We start from the raw sequence: 18,948 nt of genomic DNA, 5'->3' as shown, positions 1-18,948 counted from the left end.
CGCCGGACGCGCCCACCTACCGAAGTGAGCGCGAATAGGTGACAATAGTCGCATGAGCACTATCTTCGACAACATCATCACGGGTGTCTGGCCCGGCCGCTTCGTGTGGGCCGACGACCTGTGCGTCGCCTTCGCAACGATCGAGCCGACCTCGCCGGGCCACGTCCTCGTGGTTCCGCGCACCGCATACGAGGCGTGGACGGACGCCCCCTCGGACGTCGCCGCCCACCTCATGACTGTGGCACGCACGATCGGACTGGCGCAGAAGGCCGCGTTCGGCGTGCCGCGCGCCGGCCTGGCGATCGCGGGATTCGAGGTGCCCCACACCCACCTGCACGTCATCCCCCTGCGCGACGAGACCGACATCCTCCTGTCCAAGGCAGCCCCCGCCAGCGACGAGGAACTCGATAGCGCAATCACCGCCCTGCGCGAGGCGCTCCTGTCCGCCGGACACGGCCGCCACGTGCCCCCGTCAATGGGATCCGCTTCCCTCGCCTGAGGACTTCGCTCCCCCTCCTGTGCGCCCACCAACGGGCGCTCCCAGCCCGCCCGGCCGACTCGGTCAGGTGGGCTGGATCGTTTCCGGGCCTCGTCAATGGGAAGTGGGGTCGCGCCGGTGTGGCTCAGTCCCGAACGACGATGCCCGAGGCCTGGGCGGGGTCAAGGAGGAGCATCTGCCCATCCTCGAGCAGGACGGTCACTCCCCCGGCGTCGGACGCGACGACGGTGATATGAGCGCCGGGCACGAGGCCGGCCTCCTCCCACGCGCGCAACGCTTCGGGGTCGCGGTCGGGCAGCCGGACGACGATTCCCCCGCCGGTGACGTCGAGCGCGTCGACGGGACAGCCGGAGACGTCATCGCTGGAGCCGTCGGCTCGTGGGATCGGATCACCGTGCGGGTCACGGCTCGGGTAGCCGAGGACTCGGTCGAGGCGGTCGAGAAGCCGATCAGAGACCGCATGTTCGAGAATCTCGGCCTCTTCGTGCACCTCATCCCATGAGAAACCGAGGGCCTCGTGCAGGTAGGTTTCGAGCAGACGGTGGCGGCGCACCATTCCCAGGGCGATCGCGCGCCCCTGCGGGGTCAGTCGCACGCGGCCGTAGCGCTCGTGCGTGACGAGGCCCTGGCGGGCCAGGCGCTGAATGTTCTCCGTTGCCGTCGAAGGGACGACACCCATGTGTTCGGAGACGTCCTTGGGCTTGACGCCGTCACGGCCGGCTTCCTCGGCGCTCCACACGAGCTTGAGGATGTCCTCCACGACCGAGGAGTAGTTGCTCGACGCGTCCGACATGGCGTTCCCCTTTCATCTGAGGCCCCATTGTAGGTGCCCGGGTGGCTCACGCCCGGCGAGCGTGCGACATAGGCCACGACGCCCCTCATTGACTTGCGCCGGGCGGGACGCGCCTGTATATTTATCTCTCGGTTGCAAAACCCCCGCGTCATTAGCTCAATTGGCAGAGCAGCTGACTCTTAATCAGCGGGTTGAGGGTTCAAGTCCCCCATGACGCACAGCTTTCCCGGCTCCGGCTGGTGAAAGTCCCCCGCGTCATTAGCTCAATTGGCAGAGCAGCTGACTCTTAATCAGCGGGTTGAGGGTTCAAGTCCCCCATGACGCACAGACAACCGGCGGCCTTCGGGTCGCCGGTTTTTTCGCATCCGTGCCCCCGTTTGCTTTCCAGTATTGGCCGTAACCCGCCAGATTTCCGGCCTCTGCAGCGCCCCGCCAGATCTCCGGCCACCGCGAGGCCTGCCCGCCCGCTCGCCGTCCGTGCCACGAGCTTCGCTCGGCGCGTCGTCTCGAAGCCCGGCCAGGCCCCGCAGGCCTCGCGGTGGCCTCCAATCGGGCGGGGACTGCACACATGCCATACCGTCATCTCCTCACTCATCGCGCACTCGCGACAAAATTCGCCCAGCACCGGGAAAACACTCCCAAAATGAGCATTTTCTTGCTTGCTGGGCGAACTCTTTCGCGCCATGACATGCCACGCTGCTCCTCACGAAAGCCCAATACCTATGTGCGGGCCTTTGGGAGCGTACGTGGACCCGACGATACGCACGTTAGCCCGATGATCTACCCGCGGGCCTCATAACCTGCGTGTGGGCAACGCCGCCCACGTGCCCATCTAGGGGTTTACGTGCGTATCAAGGGGTTCGCACGCACATTCAGGGCTTGCGCCCGATGTGCCCACGCCTGATAGAGCAGTGAAACCAAAGCTGAGCTCGCAAGAGGCGATCTACTGTCCACAACAATGTGTATACTCAAAAATCATGAATCATTCCGTTTAATTCGCTCACCTACGACTGGGGAACATCATGAGGAAAAGCCAGAGAGTACTAGCTACGGGTGCTGGTTTGGCTCTCGTCGCTACAGGCACGCTAACAATGTTTGCGCCTCGCAGCGCACAAGCCGATGCTCAGCCCTTCCCACTCTCACAATACGTTTCATCAACAAGCACGACTGTGTGCAATGCCAACCCTGTGATCACGACCTATCACGGTACCGTCGTGCTGGACATTCCGGTCACTACGCTTCTGGCAGGCCACGAGGCCGAAATCCGCGCTGCGGCTGCACAGGGACTCTCTCCTCATGACTCCGGCGCCAACTTCGACTCCGATATCGCACTGACCCTGAGTGTCCCTCAGACAGTCACGCTGGGGACGTCTCGCGCGAAATCTACCTCGTCAATGATCGCCTACACCTCGTTCTCCCCGGGCGATGACCGCACACAGGTCACTGCGAACATCCAGCTCAAAGATCTGAACTGGCAGCAGCTGCTCGACATCTACGATGCAGAGAAAGACAACCCCGGCCAGCACACGATCAAGGTCCAGGTCCCCTACGCCGTTGGCACGACCGACCCCACGGAAGCGACACGACTGGCCAGCGAACAGGTTACCGTTACAGGGAAGTTCAACTTCTTCGCATCAGCGACCGCTCCCGCTCAGGTCTTTCACTTCGATACGAAGACCCTGGCACTGGCACAGTCGCCTACCGATTGCTTCGCGTCCGCACCAACCCGGACGACGCGCTGGGTTGATGAAGAAGACGGCCACGACTTGCAGCCCCCGAAGACCGGACCCAACTTCTTCCAAGCCGCTGGAATTCCCGACTACGAATTCTCCACGTGGGAGTTGTCTTCGGATCGCTTGACCGGGATTTACAAGTACAAGAAGGTTTTCGGCACCCTTCCGGTCAACGGTGATGACCCGACAATCGACAACGATTTTAAGGTCGGCCTGGATGGGAACACTCCAACTCAGACGGAAAAGATCTACGCCGAGAGCAAAGATTCTCTTCTGACCATCGAGAACGTCGTTCACTTGAAGGACCTTCGAGGTGGACGCATTGCTGATCTCCTCCAGAAGTACGACGAGACGCCCAACGCTTTCGACGATATTGCACTGAAGAATGCTCACTTGGGCTTCACAACGCAGATCACTCTTCCTGCGCAGCTGAAGTTTTCTGATCCCTCGGCCATTTCGGTGACGGGGCTTCCCCAGGGCTTCTCGGCGACAACAGTGGCAGTTAATGGACAGACCGCAACGGTTAGCGTTGACTTCGATACCCCCGAACAGATCACCACTATCGAAGCCCTCAAGGACGCGATGGCTGCGCTTCACGGCGAAGCGGTGATCACCATTTCGAAGATTGCCTTCACTGAATCCGCTACTGCCGATACGGATTACCAGATCGATCACCTCACGCAGGGCACTATCTCGGTTGATGTTGAAAAACAACTCGGCGTCACGGTCAGGCCTGGGACGCCTTCACCCGCATGCCCTCCGACTATGGGCGACTACGACGCTGTCGAACCGGCCGAGCCTCGGTCCGTCCTTGGAACAGTATTTGATCCTCCATCGCCCGCATGTCCCCCTACAGGCATCCCTTTTTCTGCCGGATGGAGGGCGCCCATGACCGGCCCTTCAGCCGGATGGAATGAAGCTCCGCTCATGGTGCATCCTCTGAAGTACACGACCAGCGAGTCGCATCCCTACGTGACACGACTATCCTTCAAGCCTGGTCCGACGCCTACACCGACGACGGTGACGCCCTCGGTTCCTCCTACGCCTGCAACGCAGCTCGCCAAGACCGGTGCTCTCACCGGCAATGTGCTTGCGCTCGCAGCCGTGACGGGCACTATCGGCGCCGCGGCAATGCGGAGGAAGCGCTCTTAATCCGTGTGTCATAGTCATAGGCGGGGTGTCGGCGAATCGCCGGCACCCCGCCTTATTTGGGTGAAAGGACAAAACACCACTACCCCTCCGGCACAGTGCGCCACAGCATCCGACAACGAGGCCGGGGCACCCAGTGGGCAACCCCGGCCTCGTACATCCACACAAGCAGAGATCAGTGTCCCGGCCAACTGCGGATCGACGTCAGTGCGGCGACAGCGTAGCGGTCCCACACGCGCCCGCCAATCCGAACGGCTGCCTCAAGGACGAGAACCGACCACGCGAGGGCCACGACGTAGGCGACCCAGTTGGGAACGAAGCCGAAGGACGCCAGCACGAGCAGCACGTAGGACGGGATCTGCAGGACGGCGGTACCCGCGAAGCCCACGAGCTGCAGCAGCATCGTCATCAGGAAGGAACCGGTTCCCTTCGTCGCCAGCGGGGACGTGCCCGGGGGCTGCACCGGGTACACCCACCGCGCATTCACGACGAGGGTCGTCGCAGCGGCACCGGCGAAAAGAACAACGCCCATCACCTGGTGGAACACAAAATCGGAGGCGCTCGCGCCGGTCGCGGCATCGTGAATGAGATAACCGATGACCTGAGGTACTAACACAATGAGCGAACCAACGAGGCGTCCGCGACGTTCCTCGCGACCACTCATCCCCGACGACACCACGATCCAGGCGCCCGTCGAGTCATATTGCATGAGCGCACCGGTCGTCAGGCCCGTTGTGATGGGCACCAGGTAGAGGAAGATACCCGCCGAGAACGCGAACGACTGCCCCTCAGCAGCCAGCCGCCCCATGAAGATCGCGACAACCGGGAACAGCAGCGCGAGTGCCATGTTCATGTTCAGGCGCGTATCGACGATCCAGTAGCGCAGCGTGCGCGCGGCCAGGGAGGCGCTGCGCACTCCGAGGCCGAGGCGCGTGAACAGGTCGACGCTGCGCAGGCCGGCGGCTCGCGACTGCTCGGAGCGGCGACTACGCGCTTCTTCTTCGAGGGATTCGTCGATGAGGTGGCGTCCCTCGTCGATGGCGCGCTGCGCGTCGGCGCTGATCTCACCGGCGTAGCCGCTCATGACGGGGCGCAGGACGGCGAGCCAGGCCCGCCAACCGACGACGGCGGTCACGACCGTGACGAGAGCACGGATCGCCGCGGCCACCCACGCGCCCTCGAGCAGCGAAGCAACCACACCGAAGGGAGCGCCGAAGGGAGTCCACAGTGCGACGTTCAAACCCGCCTTGAAGGCCTCAACGGAAAAGTTCCGGGTCAGCAAAGACATCCAGTAACCCAAGGGAGTCAGCACCATCATGAAGACGACGGCACCCAGGGCCGTGACGGCATCCTTCTTGCCCGAGCTGTCCAGGCGTACCGCGAACCAGGTCCCGACCGCGCGCGCCCAGAGCACCGCGAGAGGCAGCGTCACGACACCAGCGATGAACCAGCCGAGCGCCTCAAGCCACTGGGCGCGCCACAGCGCGAACCAGACGGGTAGGAAGAGGATCATCGCGGACAGGAGCCCGCCGGGACCGACCGCAGTCGAGGCAGCCAACCCCGCTCCGAGGCGCTTGCTGGGTCCCACGTAGGGCGACAGGCGCACTGGATCGAGAGAGTTGTCCATCGAAGCGAAGATGATCGGAAGGACCAACCACAGCAAGAAGATGAAGGGCCCGACAATCGGCATCACGGGCGCGGCCAGCGAAGCCTCGTCGGAGCGAGCAAGGAAGGCGGTGCCCACGAGCGCGGAAGCATAGATTGCGCCGAAGTAGAGGACACCGAGGACGGCCAGAACGAGGACGACCGTCTGCTTGCGGACAGTGTTCCAGATGATGCGAAGCTTGAGGCGAATCAGTTGCCCAACCACGACAGACCTTCCTCGGAGTGGACGCCGCCGACCAGAGCGGTGAAGCGCTCCCCCAGGTCTCCGCCCTGGGCAACCTCGTCGGTGGTTCCTGCGACGAGCACGCGCCCCTTGTCGATGATGGCCACGTGCGTGCACAGCTGCTGGACGGTGGCCATCACGTGCGAGGACAGGATGACGGTGCCACCGCGACGCGTGTAGTCGGTGAGGATCTGGCGGATGTTGGTCGCGGAAACGGGATCCACGGCCTCGAAAGGCTCGTCGAGGACCAGGACTCGCGGGGAGTGAATGAGGGCGGCGGCCAGGGCGATCTTCTTCGTCATGCCGGCCGAGTAGTCGCTGATCAGCTTCTTGCCGGCCTCGGCCAGGTCGAGGGCCGCGAGGAGCTCGTGGGCGCGCTCGCGGGCGACGGACGCGTCGAGGCCGTGAAGCATGCCCACGTGGACGAGGAAGTCGGGGCCGGAGAGGCGGTCGAGCAGCCGCATACCGTCGGGCATGACGCCGAGGAGGGCACGCGCCTCCTGGGTTCGCGCCCACACGTCGACGCCGTGCACGTACGCAGTGCCACGGTCGGGGGTGAGCAGGCCTGTGGCCATGGTCAGCGTCGTTGTCTTACCGGCACCGTTAGGACCGACAATCCCGTAGAAGGATCCGGTGGGGATATCGAGGGATAGGTCGGCGACGGCGACGAGGTTGCCATAAATCTTGACGAGGCCTCGGATCGCCAGTGCGATATCTTCCCCCACGGGGGCGGCGGGCACGGCGGGCTGCGAATCGGACACGAGATACTCCTTCACGCATTGAAATACCCGCTCATTTTACGAGCGATACAAGGCAATGCGGTAGGACAAATCTCAGATGATGACACTCCCCCGGGCCGATCACGCCGTCAGCGGGAGCTGACGATGACGGTCAAGCCCTGATCCGGTTCGTACGTCCAGGTCGCCTTATAGGCGCCCCACTGCTCCGACTGAGTGCCATCGATCGCGCGGGTCGCGTACATGCGCTCGCGCACCGCCGCTGGGGTACCGAGCTTGCCGAGCACGCACTGGAAGATCGGTGTCGTCAGACTATCCCCACTATCGGAGAAGGCCTCGAGGGTCAGCGAGGTCTCATCACTGGCCAAGCGAGCATGCAAACCACGTGCGTGACAGGAGTCGACGGCGTTCGTAAAGCCGGAAGAACCCGTCGAGCGCGCAACATACAGTCCACCGACAACGGCCGCAACAATCAGGAGCGCTGAGATGAAGCCGAGGAGGAACATCAGAAGGCCAGGAAGGCGCTGCCCGCGGCGGGCAGGACGCTCACGGCGATCCATGCGCGAGGCAGCGACACCCGAGCGTCGTGTCGCGCGCTGGGCACGCGACGCACCGCCGACTCCAGAGGCCTCTTCGACCTGTGTTGGCACAGGCAATGCCGGCGCGGACACGCCCCGTTTCTGAGCTACCTGCTCCCCTGCCGAGTTCACGACGCGCATCGTCGTGCGGTGCCAGTCATGATGGACGGGAACGCCAGGACGCTGATCGCCCTCAAAGGCCACCCCGGCCTCGTCCAAATGCGCGTACTCGCGCGCGGGAGATTCCACAACGGGTGCGGCCTGCGCGGGGGCGGCCTCGCGCACAGTTACCTGGCGCTGCGTCACCGCGGCAGCGTTCTTCGAGGGACGAGAATCATTCGAGGAGCGCGGCGCACCGGAAGCCTTGCGTCGAACCACCGCGACCTCGGCGGTGACGGCCTGTTCGGCGGGAGACGACTCGGGCGCACGGGACATCGTGGGCAGGCTGGGCTGCTTGCGCGCACGCGCGGGCACAGCATCGGCCGGATACTCCTGCGTCACCTGCCCCGCACCGATTCGATACGCGTCAGGCGTCCTGGCCCCCATAACTCCTCCATTAGTAACTAGCTGTCAGTTTCTTGACAATCATATGTGCTAGTTACTCAAAAAGCAACGGGATTAGTCGATACCGAGCGCCTTACGCAGACGCGCCACGTGACCCGTTGCCTTCACGTTGTACTGGGCCAGGGCGACCGTACCGTCAGGGTTGACGACCACGGTCGAGCGAATGATGCCCACGTAGGTGCGGCCGTAGTTCTTCTTTTCGCCCCAAGCACCGTAGGCCTCGAGAATCTCGTGATCCGGGTCGGAGGCCAGCGGGAAGGTCAGCGACTGCTTCTCCGTAAAGCGCTCGAGGGCGGCCATCGAGTCGGCGGACACGCCGATCACCGAGTAGCCGGCGCCCTGGAGCGAGGCCAGAGAATCGCGGAAGTCGCAGGCCTCCTTCGTGCAGCCGGGCGTGGAGGCCTTCGGGTAGAAGTAGACGACGACGCCGCGCGACGAGGCGGCGAGCAGATCCGACAGGGACAGGGTTCCCTGGGTGGTCTCAGCGGTAAAGTCGGGGGCCTTGCAGCCAATATCCAAAGCGCTCATGACCTCAGTCTATCGACCGCCACCTCCCCGGGGCGACCGGGCACGGGCAACTGTGCGCGAGATGGGACTCGAACCCACACGTCAAAGACACTGGAACCTAAATCCAGCGCGTCTGCCAATTCCGCCACTCGCGCGCCACCCCAGTCTAACCGATGTCCCCCGGAGCGTCCGCATGCCCTCGCCCACGTCGCTAGGTGTCGCGCAGGCCCGAGAGAATCAGCGCCCGGTTGCGTCGATAGTTCCCTCGCCGAGAACACGGGTACCGCGATACACGACCATCGACTGGCCGCGCGCGACACCGCGCGCACTGCTCGCGAGGACAACGCTGATGGTTCCAGCGTCCAGGTCGCGCGCCAGCGACGCGACGGGCACAGGCGTGCCGTGCGCGCGCAGCTGCACGAAGAGGTCGGTGGCGTCGGAGCCGTCGTCGTCGGAGGCGAGCCAGACGGCATCCGTGGCCGTAATGCGGGAGATGGACAGGAGCTCGGAGGCCCCCACGACGACCTGGTTGGTCTCCGGCCTCGTCTCGAGGACGTAGCGGGGGCGCCCGTCGGGTGCGGGCGCGCCGATGCCGAGGCCCTTGCGCTGGCCGACCGTGTAGTTCCAGTAGCCCTCGTGGCGGCCGAGCACCTCGCCGTCGGGGGTGACGATCTCACCCTCCGAGGCACCCAGGTGAGCGCGCAGGAAGCCCTGCGTGTCGCCGTCGGGAATGAAGCAGATGTCGTAGGAGTCCGGCTTGTTGGACACGCCCAGGCCGAGGCGCTCGGCCTCGGAGCGCACCCACGCCTTGTTGGGAGCGTCCCCCAGCGGCAGGACGACGCGGTGAAGCTCTTCGGGCCCCATGACGGCCAGCACGTAGGACTGGTCCTTGAGGTTGTCGGCGCCGCGGTGCAGCTCGGGTCCGGCCTCGCCATCGACGATGGCCGCGTAGTGGCCGGTGCACACCGCATCGAAGCCGAGCGCGCGGGCGCGGGTGGCCAGCTCGCGGAACTTCACGAACTCGTTGCAGCGCACGCAGGGGTTGGGGGTGCGCCCGGCCTTGTACTGGGCGACGAAGTCGGTGATGACGGTCTGCTCGAATTCCTGGGCGAGGTCCCACACGTAGAACGGGATGCCGATGATTTCGGCGGCGCGCGCCGCGTCCCCGGCGTCCTCGATCGAGCAGCAGCCGCGCGAGCCGATGCGACACTCCTGGGGTTGGGAGGACAGGGCCATGTGGACGCCGACGACGTCGTGCCCGGCTTCCACGGCCTTCGCGGCGGCGACGGCTGAGTCCACGCCGCCGGACAGTGCTGCCAGAACTCGCATCTAGCGTTCCTCGTTTCGTTCGTTGCGCACGTGTGCGACGCCGTCCAGGGCGGCCCCCGCGCGGATGGCCACGGGCAGGGCAGCCAGGAAGGCGTCGATGTCGTCGCGCGTCGTCTCATGGCCGAGCGAGACGCGCAGCACGCCGAGTGCCTGCTCCTCGCTGCGTCCCATCGCCATGACGATCTCGGAGGGGCGCGTGACCCCCGCGTGGCAGGCAGACCCAGCAGACACGGCGATCCCAGCCATGTCGAAAGCCATGAGGACGGCTTCGGGGCGGGCGGTGGGCAGGGACAGGTGGATGATGGCGCTCGACGAGGCCGTCTCCCCCACCGTCAGATACGTGCCCTCCGGCAGGTGGGACAGCAGATGCGCGCGCAGGTCGGCCGCACGGGCTGCGAAAGCGGCGCGCTGGGCGACAACCTCGGTGAGGGCAGCACCGAGAGCGCAGGCACCCGCAACGTCGGGCGTGCCCGAGCGGATCGAGCGCTCGTGGCCGCCGCCGGGTCGGTCGGTCGTCATGGGGATGCCTCGTCGGGCGAGGAGAACGCCGATGCCAGCAGGGGCGCCGACCTTGTGGCCGCCGACGCTCATGAGGTCCAGGCCGAGTTCTCCAAATGACACGTCCAGGGTTGGGATAGCTTGGGCGGCGTCGGAATGTACGAGCCCTCCGCTGGCGTGCACGAGCTCGGCGAAGTCTGCGACCGGCTGAATCGTGCCAATCTCGGAGGACACAAGGGTCATGGATCCGAGCGCGAGGCGACCGTCCCACGGACCGGGCGCGTCGTCGCCGGAAACACCGGGCAGGATGGACACGCCGCCCGCATCCACGGGCAGGAACTCCCAGGAGAAGCCCTCGCGAGAGGCAACCTCGCGCTGATGGGCGACCGCGTCGTGCTCGAGGCCCGAGACGACGATCAGGTCGCGCGCGCCGTCGCGCCCGCGCATGCCTCGGGCCGAGGCCATCACGCCGAGGGCATCCGATTCGGTGGCTCCAGAGGTGAAAATAACCTCGTGGATGTCTGCGCCGAGGGCCGCTGCGACCTGCTCGCGCGCGTCGTCGAGCATGCGACGGGCCCGCCGCCCTCCGAAGTGGAGGGCGGCGGGATTGCCGGGGGTTGCGGCCAGGTCACGCTGGGCGCGGGTCCACGCCTCGAGGGCGCACTCGCGCAGCGGCGTGGTGGCCGCGTGGTCGAGGTAGACGCTCACGCCTGGGAGCGCGCCTCCTCGATGGCGGCCAGGGCTGCGGGCACGACCTCGGTGACGTCGCCGACGACGCCGAAGTCCGCGATCTCGAAGATCGGGGCGTCCGGGTCGTCACACACGGCGACGATGTGGGCGGAGGACTGCATGCCCACCGTGTGGTGGATCGCGCCGGATACGCCCAGGCCGATGTAGAGATTCGGGGTGACGGTCAGACCGGTCTGGCCGATCTGCTCGGATCGCGGTGCCCAGCCCTCGTCGCAGGCGACGCGGGTCGCACCCACGGCGCCGCCGAGCGCCTGAGCGACGGAGCGAACCAGCTCGAAGTCGCCGTCCACGCCGCGGCCACCGCACACGACAGTGGACGCATCCGTCAGGGACACGCCTTCCTCCTCGTCGGGCACGGAAGAGACGACCTGAATCGCGGAGGCCTCGGGGCTCAGCTCGACGGCCAGGGTCTGCGGGGTCAGGCCGACGGGAGAGGCCACCGGGGCCTCGTCGATGACGCCAGAGGCGATGCCGACGATCGGGGTCTGTCCCTCAAGGACGATCCGCATCGACCAGGAGCCACCCAGAGCGGTCTTGCCGATCTGGAGGACGCCGCCGTCGAAGCCGACGGAGGACGCACCGGAGACCACGCCGGCCTCGGTGAGGGCGCCGACACGGCCGGCGATCTCGCGACCACGGTAGTCCGAGCACAGGAGCACCAGACCGAAACTGCCGGTCGCCAGCGCGGAAACAAGCGCGTCGGAGGCCACGACCGAGGAACGCGCCGCGTCACCCAGGTCGGCATGCAGCAGCTGGGTCGCGCCCAGCTCAGACAGGGCGGCCACATCGGGAGTGGCGGCCAGGGACAGCGCGACGACGTCGGCGGAAGTCAGGGACGCGGCCAGCGTAACCGCCTGGCGAGCCAGGGGCGTCAGGTGATCGCCCGCCTGGTCGGCCAGAACGAGAATCGGGGAACTCATCTGCTGCGTCATGTCACTTCACCACCGAAAGGATGTAGTCGGCCAGAGCGCGCCCGCCCTCGCCGGCGTCCTGAATGATCGTGCCCGAGCCGTCGCGGGTCTTCTCCTCGCCATGGGTGACGGAAGTCAGCGCGCGGCGCATGACGAGGGCCTCACCGCCGGGAACCTCGACGAGGTCGTCGATGCCCCACTGATCCAGCGGCTTCTTGCGGGCGGCCTTCATCGCTGCGAAGGCCGGGTAACGCGGCTCGTTGATCTGGTCAGTCACGGAGACGACAGCGGGCAGCGCGACGCGCACGGTCTCGGTGTACCCGTCGACGGCGCGTTCGATGGTGACAGTGCCGTCCTCGACGCTCAGGGAGCGGGCCAGGCCCAGCAGCGGCATGTGGGCCTTGGCGGCCAGGGCGGCGGGCAGCATGGAGGTCATCGCGTCCAGCGACGCCATGCCGGTGATCACCAGGTCGACAGGGCCGCACTCCTGCGCGATCTTCGCGATCGCGACGGACAGAACGGAGGCGGTCGTGATGACGTCGGAGCCCTCGAGGAACTCGTCGGAGACGATGTAGGCGCGGTCGGCGCCCATCTGCAGGGCGCGCATGAGGGAGTCCTCGGCGTCCTCGGGGCCCATCGTCAGCGCGACGACCTCGGCCTCGCGACCCGCATCCTCTTCGGATTCCTTGAGCTGGACGGCTGCCTCGATGGCGTTCTCGTCCAGTTCGTTGAGCACATCGTCCTCACCGCGCACCAGGCGGCCGCCCTCAAAACGGCGTTCGGACTGCATGTCGGGGACATGCTTCACACACACGACAATTCTCATGACTTCTAGCGTGCCACATTCTGCGCAGCACGCCCATATATATGAGGGTTCCCTCACCAGTGCGTGCCGCTGCTCATACCCTCAGCACACTCCCTAATCCGACCGCTTAATTAACGGTCACGTATGATGTGTCATGGCTGTATCTATCAGGCTAGGGTGCGGTCACTGATTCGTGAGAAAGAGGCACTCTTTTATGTCCGAGCGTTCCGGCTCGTCCAGCGTCCCCATCGTGCGTGTCACCGAACCGAACCCTGTTCCCACCCGTCTGGGGGTTTTCCCGTCGGGCAATGGGCTCGATGTCGCCGTGGTCGCCAGGGCCGCCTCCGGCGTGGACATGTGCATCTTCGACGAGGCCGGAGCTGAGACCCGCTTCGCTCTGCTCGGCCCGAAGACCGGCATCTGGCATGGTCACATCCCCGGATACGGTGCGGGCACCCGCTACGGTTTCCGCGTGCACGGCACCTGGGATCCTGACGGCGGCCAGTTCTATAACTCGCACAAGCTTCTCCTCGACCCCTACGGCCGAGGCCTCGACGGCGTGGTGGACATGAAGCCTGCGGTCTACGCGCACTGCGTGGATGAGGACCTCTACCCCTCCGAGTACCCGCTGCGCCGCTCCCCCATCGACTCCGCGCCGTATATGCCGCGCTCGGTCGTCGTAGAGCCCTCCTTCCCGATCGCGCCGCAGCCCCACACGCCGTGGGAGACCACCGTCATCTACGAGATCCACGTCAAGGGCTTCACGAAGAACATGCCCGGTGTGCCCGCGGAGCTGCGCGGCACCTACGCAGGCCTGGCTCACCCTGCCTCCGTGTCCTACCTGAAGGACTTGGGCGTCACCGCCGTCGAGCTGCTGCCCGTCCACGCGAAGTGCGACGAGCCCTTCCTCACCGAACGAGGCCTGACGAACTACTGGGGGTACTCGACCCTCTCTTTCTTCGCCCCCGAGCCCTCCTACGCCAGCGAGGCCTCGCGCGAGCGCGGCGCCCAGGCGGTCGTCGACGAGTTCCGCGGCATGGTCTCGCTCCTGCACCAGGCGGGCATCGAGGTCATTCTCGACGTTGTCTACAACCACACGTGTGAGGGCGGCGACGCCGGTCCGTCCCTGTCCTGGCGCGGTCTCGACTCCGACATGTACTACCGTCACACCACCTCGCGCCCGGTCCAGACGATCGACGTGACGGGCACGGGCAACACCATCAACGTGGACCATCCGAAGACCATTCAGATGGTGCTGGATTCGCTGCGCTACTGGGTCCGCGAGATGGGCGTGGATGGTTTCCGCTTCGACCTGGCGGCCACGCTCGGCCGTTTCTCGACGGGCTTCAGCCCCATGCACCCGCTCCTCATCGCGATGGCGACGGACGAGGTCCTGGCCCACTCGAAGCTGATCGCCGAGCCGTGGGACGTGGGTCCGGGCGGCTGGCAGACGGGTAACTTCCCCGTCCCCTTCTCCGAGTGGAACGACCACTACCGCGGCGCCCTGCGTAACTTCTGGCTGGCGGACGTGCGCGCCCAGGCCTCGGGCCATGTCGTCTCCGGCCCCAACGACCTGGCGACCCGCCTGTCCGGTTCCCAGGACGTCTTCGAGCACGGCCTGGGCCGTCTGCGCGGTCCCCGCGCCTCGATCAACTTTGTGACGGCCCACGACGGCTTCACGCTCGCGGACCTGACTGCCTACGACCGCAAGCACAACACGGCGAACCTGGAGAACAACCGGGACGGGTCAGACGACAACCGCTCGTGGAACCACGGCGTGGAGGGCACACTTGCTTCGAACGGCACACACCCGAATGCCGACACCCCCTACGCGATCCTCTCCGACATGACGATCGCCGACCTGCGCGCCCGCTCACAGCGCAACATCCTGGCGACGATGTTCGTCTCCTCGGGCACGCCCATGCTGACGGGCGGCGACGAGTTCGGCCGCACCCAGTACGGCAACAACAACGCCTACTGCCAGGATGACCCGATCTCGTGGGTCGACTGGGACCTGGCCGAGAGCCAGCACGCACAGATTGACGCCGTCTCCTGGCTGATCGCCCTGCGCAAGGCCCACCCGGTCCTGCGTCCTGACCGCTTCGCGACCGGCACCCCCCGTAACGGAGACACGATCGCCGACCTGTCCTGGTACACCGCCCAGGGCATGCCCATGCCGGACTACGGCTGGACGGACTGGCACCACCGCACGTTCCAGATGCTGCGCTCGGGCGTGACGTGGGGCGACCGCGACGCGCTCATCATCATCAACGCGAACCTGGACAGCGCCGAGGTCACCCTGCCCGAGGGCCATGACCTGGACTGGCTCGTCGCCTACTCGACCGTGTGGGCCACTCCTGCCGAGGGCGGTGTCGGCTCCACGCTCAACCCGGCTGAGCTTTCTCTCGAGGTCGAGCACGTGACCCCGCGTTCGACGCTGACGATCGAGCCTCTCTCCGTCACCATCCTGCTCTCCGACGTGGCATTCCAGCCCGAGAGCTGACCGTTCTTCCATTCCCCCCATCACTCACACATTGGATAGGATTCACGCATGACTCGCAGTGAAGATGCCCTGGAAACCGCAACCTCTGATGCCTCGCTGGCCCGCTCGAAGGCCCGCAGCGCCGAGATCGACCTGGCGATCGACCAGGACCCCTCGCGTTTCCGCATCCTCACGGGTGACCGCCCGACCGGCCACCTGCACCTGGGCCACTACTTCGGCACGCTGCGTAACCGCGTGCTCCTGCAGAACCGCGGCGTTGAGACCTGGGTTCTGGTCGCCGACTACCAGGTGATCACCGACCGCGATGGCGTGGGCCCGATCCGTGAGCGCGTCCTCGGCCTCGTCGCCGACTACCTGGCCGCGGGCATCGACCCCGAGCGGTCCACGATCTTCAACCACTCGGCGGTTCCGGCCCTCAACCAGCTGATGCTGCCGTTCCTCTCCCTGGTCACCGAGTCGGAGCTGCACCGCAACCCGACCGTGAAGGCCGAGCTGGAGGCGACCGAGGGCCGCGCGATGACGGGCCTCATGCTGACCTACCCGGTCCACCAGGCCGCCGACATCCTCTTCTGCAAGGCGAACATCGTGCCCGTGGGCCAGGACCAGCTCCCCCACCTGGAGCAGGCCCGCCTGATCGCCCAGCGCTTCGACAAGCGCTACGGCCGCGCCACCCCCGAGCGCCCCGTGTTCCCCCGTCCGGAGGCTCTCCTCTCCGAGGTCCCGCTGCTGCTCGGCACGGACGGCCAGAAGATGTCGAAGTCGCGCGGCAATACGATCGAGCTGCGTATGACCGCGGACGAGACCGCGAAGATCCTCAAGAAGGCGAAGACCGACGCAGAGCGCCGCATCACCTTCGATCCGGAGGGCCGTCCCGAGGTCTCCAACCTGCTCATGCTGGCCTCCCTGGCCACGGGCGAAGCCCCCGAGGCGATCGCGGACCGCATCGGGGACTCGGGCGCCGGTATGCTCAAGTCCCTCGTCACCGAGTCCCTCAACGAGATGCTCGCCCCCCTGCGCGAGCGCCGCGCCGAGCTCATCGCGAACGAGGACTACCTACTGTCCATCCTGCACGCCGGCAACGAGCGCGCCAACGAACAGGCTGATCAGACCCTGTCCGAGGTGCGCACGGCCATGCAGATGGTCTACTGATCCCACACCTTCCTGGAGATACTCATGGCATACAACCAGTTCCCCGAGCACCCCGACGACTCCGTCGGCTCGTGGATGCTCACGCTCTTCGTGTGCGGCATCCCGCTGGTCGGCTTCGTCTACCTGCTGGTGCTCGCCCTCGGTTCGGGCGGCTCGCCCGCGAAGCGCAACTTCGCGCGCGCCATGTTCATCTGGCAGATCATCGGCATCGTCGCGACGATCCTAATGTTCGTCCTCTTCGGTGGTGCGGTCATGGCGGGGCTGCAGAACAGCGGCAGCTGAGCGTCGATCTTCTCAACGGAGGGTAGTTCCTGGACATCCAGGAGCTACCCTCCGTCTTTTCTGTCGGAATTCCAACGTTTTAGTCGACAGTTAAAATCTTGACAGATCATTCAGACATCAGTCGCAGAGCCGAGGCGTGGGCCTCACTTTCACGTGCGCGCATCCATAGGCTAGTGTGGGTCTCGTGAGCGAGAAACTGTTGCCCCGTATCCCGATCATCGAAGTGTTCCCCGTCATCGAAGACGGCACGCTTCCCGCCAAGGCGGCCGAAGGCGAGCCTTTCCCCATTCGTGCGACTGTCTTCCGCGAAGGACACGACGCATTCGCCGCCGAGGCCATCCTGCTGCGCCCGGACGGGGGTGAATACTCCCGCACGCGCATGGTGGACATCGCCCCCGGTCTCGACCGGTACGAGGCCTGGGTGGCCACCGACGCCCCCGGCGCGTGGTCCTTCCGCGTGGACTCCTGGTCGGATCCCTACGCGACGTGGCGCCACGACGCGACCGTCAAGGTCGGCGCCGGCGTCGACGTCGAGCTCATGCTCGAGGAAGGCGCCCTCCTCATGGAGCGCGCGGCCGAAGGCACCGCCTACGGCAACCCCTCCCAGAAGCGCCCCCCGGCCTCGGACATTGACGTCCTGACCGACGCGGCGCGCCGCCTGCGCGACACCAGCCATTCCGCCCAGCAGCGCCTCTCCGCTGGCATCTCCTCGCGCGTGCGCCTGATCTTCCGCGACCACCCGCTGCGCGACCTGCTGGACTCCTCCCGCGTCTACCCGCTCGACGTGGCCCGCACGAAGGCCCTGGCGGGCGCCTGGTACGAGATCTTCCCGCGCTCGGCGGGCGCTTTCCAGCGCCCCGACGGCACGTGGGTCTCTGGCACTCTCACGGGCGCGGCGGAGGACCTGCCGCGCATCGCAGGCATGGGTTTCGACGTCGTCTACCTGACCCCGATCCATCCGATCGGCACGACGCACCGCAAGGGCAAGAACAACTCCCTGGAGGCCGCCCCCGGCGATCCGGGCTCGCCCTACGGCATCGGTTCCCCCGAGGGCGGCCATGACGCCATCCATCCCGAACTCGGCGACTTTGCCGATTTCGACCGCTTCGTTGAGCGCGCCCGAGGCCTCGGCCTGGAGGTCGCTCTCGACCTGGCCCTCCAGTGCTCGCCCGATCACCCGTGGGTCAAGGATCACCCCGAGTGGTTCACGACGCGCGCCGACGGCACCATCGCGTATGCGGAGAACCCGCCGAAGAAGTACCAGGACATCTACCCCCTGAACTTCGACAACGACCCCGAGGGCATCTACCAGGCGGTGCGCGACGTCATCGAGCTGTGGATCAACCACGGCGTGACGATCTTCCGCGTCGACAACCCGCACACGAAGCCCATCCCCTTCTGGGAGCGCCTGCTCGCCGACATCAAGGCGCAGTACCCGGGCACGCTCTTCCTGGCCGAGGCCTTCACGCGCCCCGCCATGATGCGCACCCTCGGCGCGATCGGCTTCGATCAGTCCTACACCTACTTCGCGTGGAGGACCGAGAAGGAGGAGATCGAGGAATACCTGCGCGAAATCTCCGAAGAGACCGCGCACCTCATGCGCCCCGCCTTCTGGCCCACCACGCATGACATTCTCACCCCGCAGATGTGGGACGGCGGCACCGCGATCTTCGCGATCCGTGCGATGCTCGCAGCCCTGGGGGCACCCACATGGGGCATCTACTCCGGCTACGAATTCGTGGAGAACGAGCCGCGCGGCACCTACCAGGAGCCCAACAACAACGAGAAGTACGAGTTCCGCCCGCGCCGCTGGGAGGACGCCGAGCCGATCGGCATCTCGCGCCTGTTCACGCTGCTCAACGCCGCGCGAGCCAAGCACCCCGCGCTGCGCCAGCTCCACCAGATCCGCATCCACCCGACCTCCTCGGATCGCCTCATCGCGTTCTCGCGTCAGATGCCCGGCAAGTTCACGTCGGACGGCAAGCCCGACACCGTCATCTGCGTGATCTCCCTGGATCCGCACAACGGCGTGGACGCCTCGGTCGAGCTCGATCTGGAGGCGATGGGCCTGGCCACCCCGGGTGGTCACATTACGGTCGTCGACGAGCTGGACGGTCGCTCCTATGTGTGGGGCTCGTCCAACTGGGTGTCGCTGTCCCCCGTGACGCGCCTGGGCCACGTCTTCAAGGTCGAGCCCGCGCACTCTTCGCCCTGGGCACAGGCCTAACGAGGCTCGTGCACCCGGCGCTACCACGTCACCGCGCCGGGTGCAC

Annotated in this window: 15 protein-coding genes and 3 tRNA genes; 8 read left to right on the top strand and 10 right to left on the bottom strand. The window is 66.0% G+C overall.

Annotated features, from left to right (window positions below; genetic code table 11):
• The first annotated feature begins 52 nt into the window (after window positions 1–52).
• The gene (locus tag FBF35_RS04325; protein WP_060566973.1) at window positions 53–499 is read left to right on the top strand and encodes an HIT family protein; all 447 of its coding nucleotides are present in this window, start codon (window positions 53–55) and stop codon (window positions 497–499) included.
• Between the two features lie 124 nt (window positions 500–623).
• On the opposite strand, the gene FBF35_RS04320 is transcribed toward FBF35_RS04325, so the two are convergent.
• Window positions 624–1,292, bottom strand: a complete 669-nt coding sequence (locus FBF35_RS04320; RefSeq protein ID WP_060566971.1) for a metal-dependent transcriptional regulator — start codon at window positions 1,290–1,292, stop codon at window positions 624–626.
• Window positions 1,293–1,437: 145 nt separating this feature from the next.
• On the opposite strand from FBF35_RS04320, the gene FBF35_RS04315 reads away from it, so the two are divergent.
• From FBF35_RS04315 to FBF35_RS04305, 3 genes are all read left to right on the top strand, one after another.
• Window positions 1,438–1,510, top strand: a tRNA-Lys gene (locus FBF35_RS04315).
• A 34-nt stretch (window positions 1,511–1,544) separates the two neighbouring features.
• A tRNA-Lys gene (locus tag FBF35_RS04310) sits at window positions 1,545–1,617 on the top strand.
• An 862-nt stretch (window positions 1,618–2,479) separates the two neighbouring features.
• Window positions 2,480–4,177 (top strand): cell wall protein, encoded by a 1,698-nt coding sequence (locus tag FBF35_RS04305; RefSeq protein WP_241772564.1) that lies wholly within the window; start codon window positions 2,480–2,482, stop codon window positions 4,175–4,177.
• Between the two features lie 172 nt (window positions 4,178–4,349).
• Here FBF35_RS04305 and FBF35_RS04300 read toward each other — a convergent pair whose 3' ends face one another.
• The 9 genes from FBF35_RS04300 to FBF35_RS04260 all read right to left on the bottom strand — a co-directional run bounded on the left by FBF35_RS04300 (window position 4,350) and on the right by FBF35_RS04260 (window position 12,762).
• On the bottom strand, window positions 4,350–6,044 hold the full coding sequence (locus tag FBF35_RS04300) for a hypothetical protein (protein ID WP_060566966.1): 1,695 nt from the start codon (window positions 6,042–6,044) through the stop codon (window positions 4,350–4,352).
• Window positions 6,029–6,823 carry an ABC transporter ATP-binding protein gene (locus tag FBF35_RS04295; RefSeq protein ID WP_060566964.1) on the bottom strand — a complete coding sequence of 265 codons (795 nt, stop codon included), beginning with the start codon at window positions 6,821–6,823 and terminating at the stop codon, window positions 6,029–6,031. The genes FBF35_RS04300 and FBF35_RS04295 overlap by 16 nt, the downstream gene beginning before the upstream one ends.
• A 107-nt stretch (window positions 6,824–6,930) precedes the next feature.
• On the bottom strand, window positions 6,931–7,923 hold the full coding sequence (locus tag FBF35_RS04290) for a hypothetical protein (protein WP_060566962.1): 993 nt from the start codon (window positions 7,921–7,923) through the stop codon (window positions 6,931–6,933).
• Window positions 7,924–7,995: 72 nt separating this feature from the next.
• Window positions 7,996–8,469, bottom strand: coding sequence for a peroxiredoxin (locus FBF35_RS04285; protein ID WP_060566960.1), 474 nt, complete (start codon window positions 8,467–8,469; stop codon window positions 7,996–7,998).
• Between the two features lie 53 nt (window positions 8,470–8,522).
• Window positions 8,523–8,603 (bottom strand) — tRNA-Leu (locus FBF35_RS04280).
• An 82-nt stretch (window positions 8,604–8,685) separates the two neighbouring features.
• Window positions 8,686–9,777 (bottom strand): tRNA 2-thiouridine(34) synthase MnmA, encoded by a 1,092-nt coding sequence (gene mnmA, locus FBF35_RS04275; RefSeq protein ID WP_060566958.1) that lies wholly within the window; start codon window positions 9,775–9,777, stop codon window positions 8,686–8,688.
• Window positions 9,778–10,983 (bottom strand): cysteine desulfurase family protein, encoded by a 1,206-nt coding sequence (locus tag FBF35_RS04270; protein WP_060566956.1) that lies wholly within the window; start codon window positions 10,981–10,983, stop codon window positions 9,778–9,780.
• Entirely contained in the window at window positions 10,980–11,957 is a 978-nt protein-coding gene (locus tag FBF35_RS04265; protein ID WP_060566953.1) for an electron transfer flavoprotein subunit alpha/FixB family protein, read from the bottom strand. The genes FBF35_RS04270 and FBF35_RS04265 overlap by 4 nt, the downstream gene beginning before the upstream one ends.
• Before the next feature lies 1 nt (window position 11,958).
• Window positions 11,959–12,762 carry an electron transfer flavoprotein subunit beta/FixA family protein gene (locus FBF35_RS04260; protein WP_060566950.1) on the bottom strand — a complete coding sequence of 268 codons (804 nt, stop codon included), beginning with the start codon at window positions 12,760–12,762 and terminating at the stop codon, window positions 11,959–11,961.
• Window positions 12,763–12,955: 193 nt separating this feature from the next.
• Between FBF35_RS04260 and glgX the strand changes: the two genes are divergently transcribed.
• From glgX to FBF35_RS04240, 4 genes are all read left to right on the top strand, one after another.
• Window positions 12,956–15,244 (top strand): glycogen debranching protein GlgX, encoded by a 2,289-nt coding sequence (gene glgX, locus FBF35_RS04255; protein WP_060566948.1) that lies wholly within the window; start codon window positions 12,956–12,958, stop codon window positions 15,242–15,244.
• Window positions 15,245–15,292: 48 nt separating this feature from the next.
• The gene (trpS, locus tag FBF35_RS04250) at window positions 15,293–16,393 is read left to right on the top strand and encodes a tryptophan--tRNA ligase (protein ID WP_034467490.1); all 1,101 of its coding nucleotides are present in this window, start codon (window positions 15,293–15,295) and stop codon (window positions 16,391–16,393) included.
• 24 nt (window positions 16,394–16,417) lie between these two features.
• Window positions 16,418–16,675 carry a hypothetical protein gene (locus FBF35_RS04245; protein ID WP_060566946.1) on the top strand — a complete coding sequence of 86 codons (258 nt, stop codon included), beginning with the start codon at window positions 16,418–16,420 and terminating at the stop codon, window positions 16,673–16,675.
• A 184-nt stretch (window positions 16,676–16,859) separates the two neighbouring features.
• Window positions 16,860–18,902, top strand: coding sequence for a maltotransferase domain-containing protein (locus tag FBF35_RS04240; RefSeq protein ID WP_060567195.1), 2,043 nt, complete (start codon window positions 16,860–16,862; stop codon window positions 18,900–18,902).
• Window positions 18,903–18,948 lie beyond the last annotated feature (46 nt).

It is taken from the genome of Schaalia odontolytica, from assembly GCF_005696695.1.
GTDB lineage: Bacteria > Actinomycetota > Actinomycetes > Actinomycetales > Actinomycetaceae > Pauljensenia > Pauljensenia odontolytica_C.
This window is presented reverse-complemented; position numbering and strand designations above follow the sequence as displayed.

Excerpts from the sequence above, each read along its gene's own strand:
- FBF35_RS04325 (WP_060566973.1), top strand. The coding sequence starts at position 53 with ATGAGCACTATCTTCGACAACATCATCACGGGTGTCTGGCCCGGCCGC.
- FBF35_RS04320 (WP_060566971.1), bottom strand. The coding sequence starts at position 1,292 with ATGTCGGACGCGTCGAGCAACTACTCCTCGGTCGTGGAGGACATCCTC.
- FBF35_RS04290 (WP_060566962.1), bottom strand. The coding sequence starts at position 7,923 with ATGGGGGCCAGGACGCCTGACGCGTATCGAATCGGTGCGGGGCAGGTG.
- FBF35_RS04285 (WP_060566960.1), bottom strand. The coding sequence starts at position 8,469 with ATGAGCGCTTTGGATATTGGCTGCAAGGCCCCCGACTTTACCGCTGAG.
- mnmA (WP_060566958.1), bottom strand. The coding sequence starts at position 9,777 with ATGCGAGTTCTGGCAGCACTGTCCGGCGGCGTGGACTCAGCCGTCGCC.
- FBF35_RS04265 (WP_060566953.1), bottom strand. The coding sequence starts at position 11,957 with ATGACGCAGCAGATGAGTTCCCCGATTCTCGTTCTGGCCGACCAGGCG.
- FBF35_RS04260 (WP_060566950.1), bottom strand. The coding sequence starts at position 12,762 with ATGAGAATTGTCGTGTGTGTGAAGCATGTCCCCGACATGCAGTCCGAA.
- glgX (WP_060566948.1), top strand. The coding sequence starts at position 12,956 with ATGTCCGAGCGTTCCGGCTCGTCCAGCGTCCCCATCGTGCGTGTCACC.
- trpS (WP_034467490.1), top strand. The coding sequence starts at position 15,293 with ATGACTCGCAGTGAAGATGCCCTGGAAACCGCAACCTCTGATGCCTCG.
- FBF35_RS04245 (WP_060566946.1), top strand. The coding sequence starts at position 16,418 with ATGGCATACAACCAGTTCCCCGAGCACCCCGACGACTCCGTCGGCTCG.